We start from the raw sequence: 14,078 nt of genomic DNA, 5'->3' as shown, positions 1-14,078 counted from the left end.
AGCACTCCGTGTCCGTCATGCATAGTTCAGCACTCAGCGTCGCCGCCTTCGGTTCCGCTCGTCGCCCGCGCCCTGTTCGGGCGCGAACAGGTTCCCGAAATCCGGGGTAACGCGGCGGGCGAGATCCTGAGGTTCAAGTGACCTCAATAAGCGTGCGAGCCAAGGTTCGAGTGCGCCTGCGCTACGTGTGGACGATCGGCCTTGCTCTGTTGACAAGCGCGGCCCCAGCAGCCGACTTCTTATTTGAGGGCAGCATCGGCTACGCTAGCTGGAATGGCTGGGAAAGGATGGGCTTCGGGCTTTCAGCCGGGCCTACTTGGTACTGGGGGCAGCTCGGATTCGGCCTTGCCGGTTTCTGCTCGCCGGTCGCGGTCCACAGAGGCAACCAGACTATGTCCTTCGTCATGCCCGGCGGCCTGGCCAAGGCACGATTTAGCGTTGTTGAAGCTGGGTTTGGTTATGGCTACGTTCCGAGTGTCCAGGGCGACACGGTCACAAACTCCTTACTTGCCTTGATAGGCCTGACCTACCCAATACGCCTGTCCGACCGAGTGAGTGTGACATTGGGTGCAGAGAACGTCTTTGCGATCGGCCTTGCCAGTTTCTATAATCCGTCAGCCCAATTCGGCCTTGCCTATCGGTTCACGAGACCCAAAGCGGTCAAGAGGTCGGTCCCTCCTGATTCGACCTCGACCGGCGGGGTCAATGGGCCGGTCGCGGGCCCTGCACTTGCGCCGGACACGAAACCGGAACCTATTACCGAGGAGCTGTCCACCGGCCTGCCGCCATTTCTGGAGGCGACTAGGACGTCGTTCGCCGACCGGGAGGCAGATGGTGTGCTCGACGCCATGGAGACGGGCGAGATAACTCTGGCCGTCAAGAACCGCGGCAAGGGCGATGCGCAGGATCTGACCGTTTATGTAGCCCCGATGGAGAACTACGCTGACCTCAAATGTCAGGCCGAGACTAAGGTGCCGACAGTCAAGAAGGGCGACAGCGTGACCGTACGGATACCCGTCAGCGCCGGTGAGCAGGTTGAGACACAGACCGTGAAGCTGCGGATTGACGTGAAGGAGCCGTACTTCGGTGCCGATGCCGACGCGAAGGTGCTTTCGTTCTCGACCCGGCGTCTCTCCCCGCCGGACCTTGTCGTTGCCCAGACCGGCGTGGACGACGACGAAGAGGGCCAGAGCATGGGCAACTCGAACGGCACCATCGAGCCCGGTGAGACCTTCGAGCTGGCCGCGATTGTCCAGAACAAGGGCACGGGCAACGCCGATGACGTGCGTGTGACATTCCGCGAGCCGTCGGACAAGAACGTGATGCTCGTCGGCACCAGCGATACCGCTGTCGGCTCCATAGCTGCGGGCGACTGGAAGAAGGTTGTGGTCCCGGTATACGTGAACAAGCGGATTGAAAAGCAGTCATTCGACCTGCCGGTCGCCATCACCGAACGCAGACCGCGGTTCAGCCGTACCGACACCATCAGTCTGAGTCTGAACAAGCAGATGAAGCGGCCGGATGAGATCTCAGTCGCCATGCCGGCAACTGAGCAGAAGTCCGAAGCTCAGCCTCTGCCCGAGCTGACAGCGGACGTGGACGTAGCCGTGCCCTTTGGCGCGGCGGTAAATGCCAATGCCGTGGCGGTCATCGTGGCCGGGTATGAGTACGACAAGGTGCCGAGGGTTGACTACGCGGCGCGGGACGCGGCCGTACTGCGGCAATACCTGCTGAAGACGCTTGGGTTCAAGGAAGAGAACTTCATATCGCTCCGCAACCCGAGCAAAGCTGACTTCGAGCGGGTCTTCGGCATCAAGGGCAATGCTCAGGGCCAGCTCTACAACTATGTGCGCAAGGGCGAGTCGGACGTGTTTGTCTACTACACCGGTCACGGTGCGCCGGATTTGAAGACAAGAGAGGCGTTCCTGGTCCCTGCCGACGCTGACCCGTCGTACATCAACCTGCAGGGCTACCCTCTGAGCACGTTCTTCGAGAACCTGGCCCAGATACCGGCGAAGAGCGTCACGGTCGTGCTCGATGCTTGCTTCTCCGGTGCCTACGACCAGGGCCTGATCGTCCAGCAAGCCTCGCCCTTGGTGCCCAAGGTGGCGGACGAGAAGGGCAAATTGCCCGACGGCGTCATCATGGCCTCGGCTTCAGGCGATCAAGTCTCTTCCTGGTACGCGGACAAGAAGCACAGCCTTTTCACCTACTGGTTCCTGAAAGGGCTTCAGGGCGCAGCCGACAAGAACGGCGACAAGACCATCACCATGGGCGAGATGAAGCTGTATCTTTCCGAGAACGTCTCCTACTGGGCGCAGCGTCTGCACAACCGGATTCAGACGCCAACGTTCTCGGGGGACGAGAACCGCGCCCTGGCAAGGCTCAAGTGAACCGCCAAGAACGCCAAGTCCGCCAAGATTCCCTCGCATCTTGCGGGAGAGACCTGGGTGCTGGCGAGGCAGAGGTGAGCAGACTCTTTCCTGCCTTCTGTACCTTTGCATCCGATGGTCGGCGCGCATCTCACCGATTTAACTGGCAGAGCGGAGAACATGACTAGTGATTGCTGTCTGAAGAGTCGAGTGTCGAAGGCGATCGCGCCGTATCGCCTTGCCGCAGTTTTCGGCGGGTTGCTTGCCGTGTTGCTCGCGGGCTGCGGGCCGAGTTTGCATGTCGTCCGGTACACGCCATCTCCGGTCCCTGGCTTGGCTGTCACGGCGCCCACTTCGATAGACGTGGAACTGACCAGTCCCGGCGCGGGCAGGCCGCGCTGGTGGGAGGAGGAAGACAGGGCCGCTCAGACAGCCGCGCTGAAAGCACAGGCCAACGGGCTCGACATGACCAGCGTCAAGCGGGCGATAGCTGCGGACTTGTCGTCTACCGTCTTTGTCAATGCCGTAGACTCCGGTCAGGCCCTGTCGGTCAAGGTCGGTATCTCAGGTCTGGATTACCGCTGGAACCCGACAGGACCGCTCCTGTTGGGGGTCGGCGTCGGGTTGCCAACATTCGTCATAGGCGAGGTCATAGGTCTAAATGCCTCGAATTCTGGAAACACCGAGCTGGCGAGAACAGGCTGGACCATTTTCGGGGCGGGGCTGCTTACCACCCTGTCCGCAAGTTTGCTTCCCATCGGCAGAGTGAACGCGAGAGCACATGCCGACATGGTCATTTCTGACAAGGAAGGGAAACAGATAGCCAAGTACTCCTCAGACCCGGTTGTCAGCGGCGGCTATTCCCCGTCGGGGGCCAGGTCAGCCTGGAACACGCTCTTCGCACGGGGGATGGACCAGCTTAAGGCGCAACTCGCGTGCGACAAGGTCACGCTCTCTGCAATCGCAGCCGGTCGTGACCTCGTCGGCCGGCAACAGCCGCGCCTCACGTGTCGCGCCAAGGTCACCGATACCGACGGAGACGGCATGCTCTCAGGAGGGGAGCGTGTTATTCTGACCGCGGAAGTGGCCAATCTCGGTGATGGTGTGGCTGAGGGTGTGGCAGCCAGGCTGACAGGCACGAGTAAGGCGCTGCAGTACCTGGGCACGAGCCGAACCATTGGCGACATTGGACCGGGCGAGACAAAGGAAGCGAAGTTCGACGCGACGCTGCCCAATCGGATTGATGCAGACAATGGCAACATCATCATCCACGTGTCGGAGGCGAACGGGTTTGATGCCCTGGAAGAGAAGGAGCTGATTGTCGCCATGCAGCCGGCCAAGGTGACGCGCGAGACCCAGGTCGTTTCGACCTTAGTTGACGTGGACGCGCCGCTGGAGCCTTCGTCGTTCAAGCGCGACGATGCGTACGCCGTGGTTGTCGGGATCAGCGGCTATCGGTCGCAGGCCCTGCCCAAGGTCACCTATGCGCGGAAGGACGCCGAGGCGATGAAGGACTACCTTACGAGCGTCTGCGGGTTCAAAGAAGGCAACATCAAGCTGCTGGTCGATGACGGCGCAGCACTAAGCGACCTGACCGCATACTGCGAGGAGTGGCTGGCGAGGAACGTACGCAAGGGCTCGTTCGTGTTCGTCTACTTCGCCGGGCACGGCACGCCCAGCCCGGACAAAGGCGAGGCGTACATCGTGCCCTACGACGGCGAGCCGGGTTTCATCTCCAAGCTGTACCCGCTGTCCCGGTTGTATTCGAGCCTTGCCTCGTTGCCGACGGACCAGGTTGTTGTTGCCTTGGATGCCTGCTTCTCCGGCGCGGGTGGACGCTCCGTGATGGAGCAGGGCAAGCGGCCGCTCGTGGCGGTTGACCTTGAGAAGGAAACGCAGAAGCTCGGCAACGTGGCAGTCCTTGCCGCTTCGGCAGGCAACGAGATAAGCCAGGACTTCGATGCAAAACGGCATGGCCTCTTTACTTACTTCCTGCTCAAAGGCCTTCGCGGCGAAGCTGATGCCGACCGTGACGGCTGGGTCACGCTCGTTGAGCTTTACAGCTACGCCAAGCCGAAGGTTGCTGACGAGTCGCAACGGCTGGGGTATATTCAGTCGCCGCAACTTCTCCCACAACCGACCGGAGCGAGGGCCGACGTGCGATTGGCGAGGGTTAGATGAGCTTCCCGCATACAAGACTCGGCAATCGGTATCGTCTCAAGGGCGAGGTCACTTTGAGCGTGCAATCCTTAGCCATTTCCCCGAAAGCTAGATGTCTTCTCTACAGGTGAGAGATACTCGGATGCGGCGACGAGATATGCGGATCGGATGGTTGGCACCGGCGTTGTGTGCGCTCCTGCTGGGGCATGCCGACGGGGCGGACGTCGGTAAGGTGCTGACCAAAGGCTGGTACGACCTCAGCCTGGTTAAGGGTTCGGTAGGCTATAATGCCACGCTGGAATGCTTGAGCCTGAACGTTGGCCTACCACAACCGTACGGGTTTGGAATTGGACTCACCGGCTTCGGCGGTGTGATGCCTGTCACAGCGGACGAAACCGTCTTTCAGGCTGGCGGGCCGATGCTGCACCTGTGGTGGATTCCCTGGATTCACTGGGTAGAACCCGGCTTCATCGGAAATGCATCGCCCGTAGGCGGGCCGAATGCGTATCTCCGATACTCAATCTTGCCGATCAGTCTGGGCGAGCTGCTGCCCTCCAGTGAACTGACGGCCGGGGTGGAGATGCGGCTGAATTGGTACATAAGCCTTGGCGTTGAGGTGGGGCATGCCTGGAGCTTGCGAAGTGGTCAGACTCCCGGAAGCGCTTTCTACGCTGGGTTCTCGCTCGGAGCGCTCAGATACCTTGGTCCGATAGGCTACCGTCGTTCCCGCGGGGCTCGTTTGGACGTAGCAGCGCAGCTGCAGGACGAAGATGGAAATGGTGTGCTCACAGGAGATGAACGTAGTGCAATCGCACTGCTCATCCGCAACTTGGGTGATGGCCCAGCAAGAGACGTGGTTGTTACTACCAGACTCAGTGGTGAGGCAGGCGCACTTGTGGGCGTCAGCCCGGTTGGCGTCATCGGCAACGTCACTGAAGGCGCGACCAGGTCGGTCACTTCCCCTATCGCGGTCTTGGGTGACCTCCCGCGAGGCAACTTGACTCTGGAAGTTGTCTGTGACTACAAGACCGAATGGGGTGAGTCGCGCCAAGAGCGAGCAGCACTCGCGATGCGAACGGCACCATCCGTCGGAATGGTCAAAGTCGCACTCAGCGCGGTTCCTTCGCAGGGGCTGCCAGACTGGATTGCGGTTACCCCGTTGGAACATGCTGACTACCAAGCTAGCTTTGCTGCGGGCGCGGTCACCATTCTCAATCTGAACACCGGTGAGCGAGTATCGCAGTCGGTCACTTCTGCGGCAGGGGCCCAGCAGTACGTTAGGCAGTACTTCCTTGGTTGGGACAAGGCGAAACCACAGATTACGCTTTCGTCATCCGGCGGTACGGTCAACACGGAGGCGGTCAAGCTGAAGGTGCGGTTCTCAGACGACCGCAAGCTGGACGGGATGAAGCTCTATCTGAACGGCAAGGAACACGACGCTGAGCAGTTCTCCGAGCGGACTGAGACGGAGCGCGATTTCACGCTTCCCCTCTTGATGGGTGACAATACAGTTGGGGTCACCGTGACCGACTGGGTAGGCAAGTCCGCGGAAAAGTCAATCAGCTTCATTCGAATTCGCGGAGGCACCGGTACGTACGAAACCGGCCCGCTGCCGGCAGGCGAAGCTCCGCCGAGCTTAGCCCTGGATGCCGCGCCTTTGGACGGCAACAACACAATCGTCGGCGGACGTGAGGAGGGTGTGAAGGTAACGGTGACGAACAATGGCAAGGGTGTTGCCAAGTGGGTGCGCGTTGTGCTTGAAGGCGACGAGTATCTGACCCGGCAGTGGGGTAGCGAGAGGAACCTCGAAGACATCAAGCCGGGCGAGAGCAAGACCGCGACGTTCAGCCTGCTGATGCCGACCGACCTTGAGCGCAGGCAGGCAAAGCTGCGGGTCGTAGTGAAAGAGGGGCGCGGCTACTCGCCAACAGAAGTACCGGAACTGACGCTGAATCTGGTCCCGGCAGAGAAGACGGCGACGCAGGTTGAGGTCGTCGAGGACGTAGACCACGGAGTCCCCGAGTTCGGAATCTCGCGGCCAACCGGAAATGCCTTGGTGGTCGGGCTCTCCAAGTACCTGAGCGTGACAGCACCGAAGTACGCCCGAAGTGACGCGTCAGCATTCACTCAGTATGCAAGCCGAGCCATGGGCATCGGCAAGGTCGAGTCGCTCTTCGACGAGCGCGCGACGGGAAGCGTACTGCGAGCGAAGCTGACTGACTGGCTGAAGAAGAAGCACGGGTTCAAGGTCATCTACTTTGCCGGGCACGGCGTGCCTGACCCGGAGAATCCCCGCAACGGCGGCGTCTGCGTCCTGCCTTACGACGGCGACCCGGAGTTGAAGTCAACGTTGATACCTGTTTCTGACTTGGCCGAACTCGGCGCCAACCCGGATGATACGGTGGTCGTTTTCATCGACGCCTGCTACTCAGGTGAAGGGCGCACAGTGCAACTGGCCTCCCGTCCGTTGGTGGTAGCGGAGGTGCCGGAGACCAAGGCGATAACCTTTGCCGCTGCCGAAGGCAACCAGCCTTCGAAGGAGTTCGAGAAAGCACAGCATGGGTATTTCACGTACTACACGCTCCTCGGCCTGAAGGGCAAGGCAGATGCGAACGGCGACGGCTGGGTAACCACGACCGAGCTGTACAACTATGTAAGGAAGAACGTCTCCGACGCGACGAACGAGGTGCAGGTGCCGGTCTTGAGGCCCGCGAGGGAGATAAGGCTGGGGAAGGTGCGATAGGAAGTGATGAGCGCGGAGTGGGGAGAACGCTGAATGATGAGTTCTGAATGTGGCGCTAGGTCAGCGGCGATGAGAAAGGAGCGCGAATGAGTCGTTTTCGGCACTTGGTTCTGTTGGCGTCACTGCTGGTTGTCGGCACCGCGTTCGCACAGCCGGCGGAGCCGCGTCTGACCGAGGCTGAGGATTTCCGGCTGAAGGATCTCAACGGCGCGGTGGTAAGCCTGGATGACTATCTCGACCAAGGGCTGGCCTATGTGGTGTTCTGGAACCTGCAAAGCGCGGCGGGCATCGCCGAGCTGGACGCAGTCGCGTCGTTGCACAACACCTACCGGGACAACGGCGCCCAGGTCGTAGCCATCTCGACCGATGGCGCGACAGATGAGGCAAGGGTCAAGGCACTGGCGCGCGAGAAGCAGTGGCCCTTCCTCGTGCTGCTCGACCAGCAGAAGCAGACCATGAACAAGTACCTGGTTCGGTCGATCCCGACCGCTTACCTCATCGGCAACAAGGACGGAGAGATTCTCCACTGCGTCGTCGGCTTCAAGCCCGCCGACCTGCAGAAGGTAGAGGAGGAGCTGCGCGAGGCCTTGCCCGGGCTCGTACGCACCAACCGCGGGCTGGTGGCGGACTCCACCCTGGTGACCGAGGCTGAGGACTTCTTTCTGAGGGACGTGAACGGCATCATGGTCGAGATGCGCGACCTGCTCAAGCAGAGCCTGCTGCTCATAGTGTTCTGGAACACGACCGACTCGGGCGGCATCGCCGCGCTGGACGCCCTGTCGCCTCTGCATGACGCGTTCCGTGACCACGGGGCACGGGTCGTTGCCATCTCGACCGACGGCCCAGGTGATGCGGGAGCAGTCAAGGCCCTGGCCCGCGGCCGGAAGTGGCCTTTCTACGTGCTGCTGGACCCTGAGGCCAAGGTCAGTCAGAAGTACAAGGTCAGCGTCTGCCCGACCGCGTTCCTGGTTGGGAACGAGGACGGAGACATCACGTACACCCACCTCGGTTTCAAGCCCGGTGAAGAGCGGCAGATCGAGGCCGAGTTCCGCCGGCTGCTTCCCGGCCTTCCGGCGGTGCAGTACGCGGCGCCGGCTCCGGTCGCCACAGCGCCGACACCCGGACCGCCTAAGAGCCAGACAGCGGCCCCGGCGCCGGACAGCCTCACAATCGGGCTTGTCGGCGCCCCACCTGCGCCGGACGCGGTGGGAGTGGTCATCAGCGTCAGTCAATACCAGGACGTGCCCGGTGTGGAGTTCGCGGCGGAAGACGGGCGGGCCGTGAAGGAGTATCTGGTCAGGGCGTTCGGGTATGACGAGCGGAACATCATCTACCTGGAGAATCCCACCAAGGCTGACCTGGAGATGGTATTCGGGGTTCGGGGCAAGCCGGAAGCCCAGTTGTTCAAGTGGGTGAAACCGGGCAAGTCGGACGTGTTCGTTTACTATACCGGGCACGGCGCGCCGGACCTGAAGACGAAGGAAGCCTACCTCGTGCCGGCGGATGCCAACCCGTCCTACGTCGAGTTTCAGGGCTACCCGCTCAGCACGTTCTATGACAATCTGTCCAAGGTTCCGGCCCGGAGCATGACGGTCGTGCTGGAGGCGTGTTTCTCGGGCGCTTTCGAGAAGGGGATGCTGATTCAGAACGCCTCGCCGCTGGTCGTCGCCGTCGAGCCGGAAGCGAAGGAAGTGCCGGACAACGTTGTTCTCATGGCGTCGTCATCGGGCAGCCAGGTGTCGTCATGGTACCCGGAGAAGCGGCACAGCCTGTTCACCTACTACCTGCTGGATGGGCTCAGGGGCAAGGCCGACGCGGACAGAGACAAGGTAGTTACCGTGGCCGAGTTGCAGAAGTACGTTGGCGACAACGTCTCCTACCTGGCGGGCCGGCTGCATAATCGGGACCAGACGCCGGTGGTTCGCGGATCGTCCACTCGCGAAGTCCTGAGGCTGAGGTGACACGTGAAGTGGTCTAGTGGTCGAGTGGTCCTGTGGTCCAGCGTGCGACGGGGAGCAGCTACTGCCTGTCTGGCAGCCTTGGCGAGTGCCTTGATACTCTGCGCTCCGAGGGCGGCAGTACGATCGGGTCCCGGCGCGGCTCCGGGGCCGACGTGCACGTTGGAGGCAGGCATGGTCGAGATGGCACGGCAGGTGATGAGCCGTTTGCCGGATACGGCCAGCGTCGTGGTTCTGAACTTCACGCCGGTCGCCAGCCAGCATGAGTCACGCCTGGGTGCTTATCTGGCAGAGAGGTTCGGGGCGGCGCTCAAGGCCAGAGGTGGGACGCGGTTGAGGTTGATCGAAAGGCAGGCCGGGTCCAAGGCCTTCTACGAAGAGATGAAGTACATGGTCAACCGGCCCGATCCGGTCAAGGTGCTTGAGCACTTCCAGGCGCAATGGGCAATCGTGGCGACCTATGATCTGGATGAGGAGAGCCGGTCGCTGGAGGTCGTCTCATTGCGGGCGGTACCCCGCGCCGGCGCGGACGTGGCCGTGGCTTGCGGATGCCGCGCTGTTGGTGAGTATGCGCGGTGGCAGAAGGATGAGAAGGCCCTGCTTCCGACCGAGATGTCGAGCCAGCTGCTTGACTTTCTGAACGCCCGCGGTGCCTGGGATGCGATCGGCAGCGTGAGTATGGTCGAGGCAGGATCAGGCGGTGTCGTGCCGGCAAACGGCGAGATTGCCGTCGGCGACGGGGTGGAACTGAGGGTCGAGGTCAAGCAACCGTGTTTCCTCTACATACTCGGCTGGGACGGTGACAACAAGATCATGACGGCGCTTTCCCCGCAGAAGGGGCAGAGCGCGAAGACCGGGGCAGGTACGTTCACGCTCGGACCGTTCGAAGCGCGTGCACCGGGCGGCTACAATTGGGTCAAGGCCATCGCGGCACGGCAGGAGCTGGGTTCGGAGTTCGTGGCGTCTGAGAAGTACATCGTGGACAAGCAGATGCAGGACCGGATGGTCGAGAAGATCGAAGCCCTGGGTGACGACAACTGGGGTTCCGAGTTCTTCCCTTTCCGGATAGTTGAGTAGAATGGCCGCTAATCCAAAGGAGGTCAGATGGTTGGTGTATCCGCAGTAGTTCTGCTGGCGCTGTTGGCGCCGTTCGTGCAGACGACGCCTTCGGTCGGCGTGGCACCGGTGCCGGTAGGGCAGGCCCCGGCTGCAGCCCCGGTGGGCGGAGGTCCCATTTCCACGCCGGTCGTGCAGCCGGTCGGACCGGGACAGGTTGACTGGTCTTACCAGAAGATCCAGGCCACCGGCATGAGCGTGATCGACCCGGCCAAGCCCAGGGCGCAGGCCCTGGCGATGGCGATTCGGGGCGCCAAGGTAGACGCCCAGCGGAATCTGCTGGAAACCGTGAAGGGCGTGCGCGTTGTCTCGGAGACCAAGGTTCAGGACCTGATGGTCAAGGGTGACTACGTGTACACGAGGATTGACGGCGTGATCAAGGGCGCCACCGTGGTCGGTGAGCCGCGCGAGACCCAGGACGGCCGAGTCGAGGTGACGATGGAGGTGCCGATGTATGATGCGGGCGGGATCGCGCCTCCGATTGCCGACAAGCTCCACGGCCAGCCGCAGCCGGTCACCGCCAAAGGAACGTTGAGCGACGATGATCTGGTGCGAGCCCAGAGCCTGTCCGGTGTCGTGTTTGACCTGAGCGGGGTCAAGACTGAACCGCAGATGTTCCCGACTCTGCTTGACTCTACCGGGGGCGTGCTTCTGGACATGGCCAAGCAGTACAAGCTGCTGGGGCCGGAGGCATTCAAGAAATTCCAGTACGTCAAGAGCATGACCGACATCCTCAACGACAAGGAACTGCTGACGAATCCCACGGTCATCAAGGTGCTCGAGGCGGCGGAAAAGGGCTGGGTGGTCGCGCGCGAGGATGTGAAGAAGGTGAGCTGGCTGGACCGGGCGCTGGATATCATCTTCAAGGTCGGCAAGACGGTGTCGTTGTTCCTGTAGAGGACGCCAGACGCTGTACGCACTACGCTTCACGCAGGAGTGAAAGAAGGAGAGTGGAATGAGAAAGCTGTTGTTTTGCCTGATGACGCTCGCCTGCCTGGCGCTGGCGCAGGACCTGGTACCGGTCGAGGTGAAGGGAACAGGGCCGGACCGGACTCAGGCGATCGAAGACGCCAAACGCAGCGCGGTCGAGCAGGCGCTGGGGGCGGCGGTTGTCGGCGTGACCGAGATGCAGGACTACATGGTCATCAAGGACATCGTGCAGAGCCGGGCGAGCGGGTACATAGCGAACTACGAGGTGATTGAGGAAACCCCGCTTGCCGACCGCTTCGAAGTGCAGATCCGGGCGAACGTCTCCAAGTCACCGCTGGCGGCCGATGCCAAGAGCCTGCAGAGCGGCCTGGGCGGGTTTCGGATCATGGTCTGGTATGACTTCCGCAGCGTTACGACGCCCAGGGCGGTCGAGAACTACGACTACGCCTACGACCGCGCCAACGAGTTCCTGTCGCGCAACCGGCTTCGCTATGTCGAGCGCTCGGTCTTCGACCGGCTGAAGGAAGAGGCGCGGAAGCTGTTCCCGGACACGACTCAGCCGCTGACCGTGGCGCAGCAGATGGCGGTGGACGCCAACGTCCCCGTGTTCTGGGAGCTGTCGCGGGTCGTGGTCCCGGAGCGGGACATGGGCGTGGGCGGGATTGTCTCCGCCGAGGCGACGGTTGACATCAAGGCCTACGACACCTACACCGCTGAAGGCATGGGAGCGGCCGTTGCCAAGGGCGAGCCCGCGACCGAGTTCTCCAGCGGCGACGCCGCCCGGGGCGCGATGGACAAGGCGATGCAGCAGGCCGGAGACAAGCTGCTCTACCAGATGAACCAGAAGCTCGGCGACTGGTTGCTCAACGGCAAACCCTACCTGCTCAGGTTCTACGGCACCAGTTCGTACAAGTTACTGCGCAAGCTGAAGGAGGCGCTCAAAGCGGACGCGCGGTTCGGAGGCGAAATGGAAGTGGTGTCAACCAAGGACTACAGCCAGTTCGACCTGACGTTCAAGGGCGCAGCGGACGAACTCGCCGATGCCACGCTGGACTACTGTGAGAAGATACCGGAGTTGGCTGCGATCGACGTTGTCGGGTTCTTCAAGAACCAGGTCAACTTCGCGCTGCCGGGAGTGACTGTGCCGACCGCCGAGCGGGGCCTGCAGGCACCCGGAACGAAGTAGGAGGAAGGATGAGACGAGGAGCATTACGCTCTACGCCTTACGCGCGATGCAACACGCCAGACGCCGGACGCTGGATGCACCGCGCTATATGCGTCCTGCTGCCTGCTTTCTGCATCCTGATCGGCTCGTGCTCGCAGAAATACGTCGGCCACTCGGCCATGGACTCGGGTTTCGACGTCAGGCGGACCTACACAGTCGCGGTCATGCCGTTGCTGGTGCGAAGTTCCGGGGTCGGGTTGGACGCTCCTGAATGGGACCAGGTCTACGGTTTCCTGACACGCCGGCTGATGGAGACCGGCAAACTCCGGGCGACGGACAAGACCACGATTGATCGGGCGGTCAGCCTGCACGGGTTTGGGCAGCAGGGCACGGTCTCACGGGCGAAGGCGCGGGCCATCGGCAAGGAACTGGCGGCAGATCTCGTCTGCCTTGCCGAGCTGAACACTGACCAGGCGTCCATCGTCACGGCAACTGTGGACATACTCGACGTGAATTCGTCAACCACGGTCTACAGCGGCAGCGCCCGCGGCACCAACCCCGTATCTGCCATCGCCGCGGCCCAGTACGCGTTGGAGCAGGCGACGGAAATGCTCGTGCAGAAGATGAGATAGGTGCCGTACGCCCTACGCGACACGCCATACGTCATCCGCTTGATGCTGTACGCACTACGCCGGAAGCAGGGGGCAGGGGCAGTGAGCAGTCGGCAGTTAGCTGTAAGCTGTTGGCCGCTGGCTGTCAGCCGGCTTGAGCTTGGGCTAGCTTGATGCTTGCGGCGGGTTTCACCCCAAAGGGGTGACAGGTGCGCGTGCGGCTGGACATTGGCCTCAGCGGCCCCTGTCCAACAGCGCGTCATTCGGACTTGGCCGCGAAGGCCCCTGTCGGACAGTGCGGACTTGCGTCCTCGCGGACGGGGCTTGGGGTGAACCGACATGACCGTGGTGCCAACGGTTCCTCTGTGCCATTGCGCGATTCCAGGCTTGCAGGCCTCGAAAACAAGGCGGCGGGGACGGACAGCCGACAGCTTACCTCTGTCTCGGCGCAAAGGGTCAGACTGCCCATGGAGTGTGAAGCAGGTGCAGGGGCGTTGAAAGAACCGGGCTTCAGCTAGGCGCGCAGTTCGGTCATAACGTCCGTGTTATCAGCTGGTTTGGGGCCGGAGTAGGCTTGAGCAAGCAAGGGTAGGGGTCGCTGGGGGATTGCGGCCCCTAGAACAGCTTAAGCTCACTCCTGAGGAACAGCGACCGGCATGACCGGCGCCACAGCCCGCGGAACGGCCAAAGCTACGGCGACTGCTACGACGGCAGGAATCTGTCCCGGAGCGGCGACCGGTCAGGGGCGAGGAACAGGTTGAGGTCAAGGCCGAGGTCCAGGGCGAGATACGGGAAGAGGCACGGGTGAAGATACAGCCCGAGACACGGCGCAGGCTACGACGACAGCCACGGCGCAAGCTACGACGAGAGGAACGAGGAAAGGGCCGGCTGGAAGCAAGGGGCAAGGTGCAGGGCGGAAGACAGGAGACGCACTACGCGCAGACCGTGACCCTGAAGGAGGACTAGACGAAGAAGGGCAGACCCCGGCAACGCTCTGAGGTGTCTTGTGCATCTTCGCCTGAC

General features: G+C 62.0%; 8 protein-coding genes. All 8 read left to right on the top strand.

Annotation, left to right across the window (positions count from 1 at the left end):
• Positions 1–137 precede the first annotated feature (137 nt).
• The 8 genes from FJY68_02855 (at position 138) to FJY68_02820 (ending at position 13,076) form a co-directional block, all read left to right on the top strand.
• The gene (locus FJY68_02855; protein MBM3330776.1) at positions 138–2,393 is read left to right on the top strand and encodes a hypothetical protein; all 2,256 of its coding nucleotides are present in this window, start codon (positions 138–140) and stop codon (positions 2,391–2,393) included.
• A gap of 114 nt (positions 2,394–2,507) precedes the next feature.
• Entirely contained in the window at positions 2,508–4,553 is a 2,046-nt protein-coding gene (locus tag FJY68_02850) for a hypothetical protein (protein ID MBM3330775.1), read from the top strand.
• A gap of 91 nt (positions 4,554–4,644) precedes the next feature.
• Positions 4,645–7,275: a CHAT domain-containing protein gene (locus FJY68_02845; protein MBM3330774.1), complete on the top strand. Its 2,631-nt coding sequence runs from the start codon at positions 4,645–4,647 to the stop codon at positions 7,273–7,275.
• An 86-nt stretch (positions 7,276–7,361) separates the two neighbouring features.
• A complete protein-coding gene (locus FJY68_02840; GenBank protein MBM3330773.1) occupies positions 7,362–9,236 on the top strand; it encodes a redoxin domain-containing protein in 1,875 nt (624 codons plus the stop codon).
• Between the two features lie 171 nt (positions 9,237–9,407).
• Complete coding sequence (locus FJY68_02835) at positions 9,408–10,310, top strand: DUF4384 domain-containing protein (protein MBM3330772.1); 903 nt, start codon at positions 9,408–9,410, stop codon at positions 10,308–10,310.
• Between the two features lie 27 nt (positions 10,311–10,337).
• Positions 10,338–11,246, top strand: coding sequence for a hypothetical protein (locus FJY68_02830; GenBank protein MBM3330771.1), 909 nt, complete (start codon positions 10,338–10,340; stop codon positions 11,244–11,246).
• 58 nt (positions 11,247–11,304) lie between these two features.
• Entirely contained in the window at positions 11,305–12,465 is a 1,161-nt protein-coding gene (locus FJY68_02825) for a hypothetical protein (GenBank protein MBM3330770.1), read from the top strand.
• A 74-nt stretch (positions 12,466–12,539) separates the two neighbouring features.
• Complete coding sequence (locus tag FJY68_02820; GenBank protein MBM3330769.1) at positions 12,540–13,076, top strand: hypothetical protein; 537 nt, start codon at positions 12,540–12,542, stop codon at positions 13,074–13,076.
• Positions 13,077–14,078: the final 1,002 nt, after the last annotated feature.

This window comes from candidate division WOR-3 bacterium, from assembly GCA_016867815.1.
In the GTDB taxonomy this organism is placed as follows: domain Bacteria; phylum Hydrothermota; class Tepidihabitantia; order Tepidihabitantales; family Tepidihabitantaceae; genus UBA2258.
Note: the sequence above shows the minus strand (reverse complement) of the source record. Positions and strands in the feature narration are given on the sequence as shown.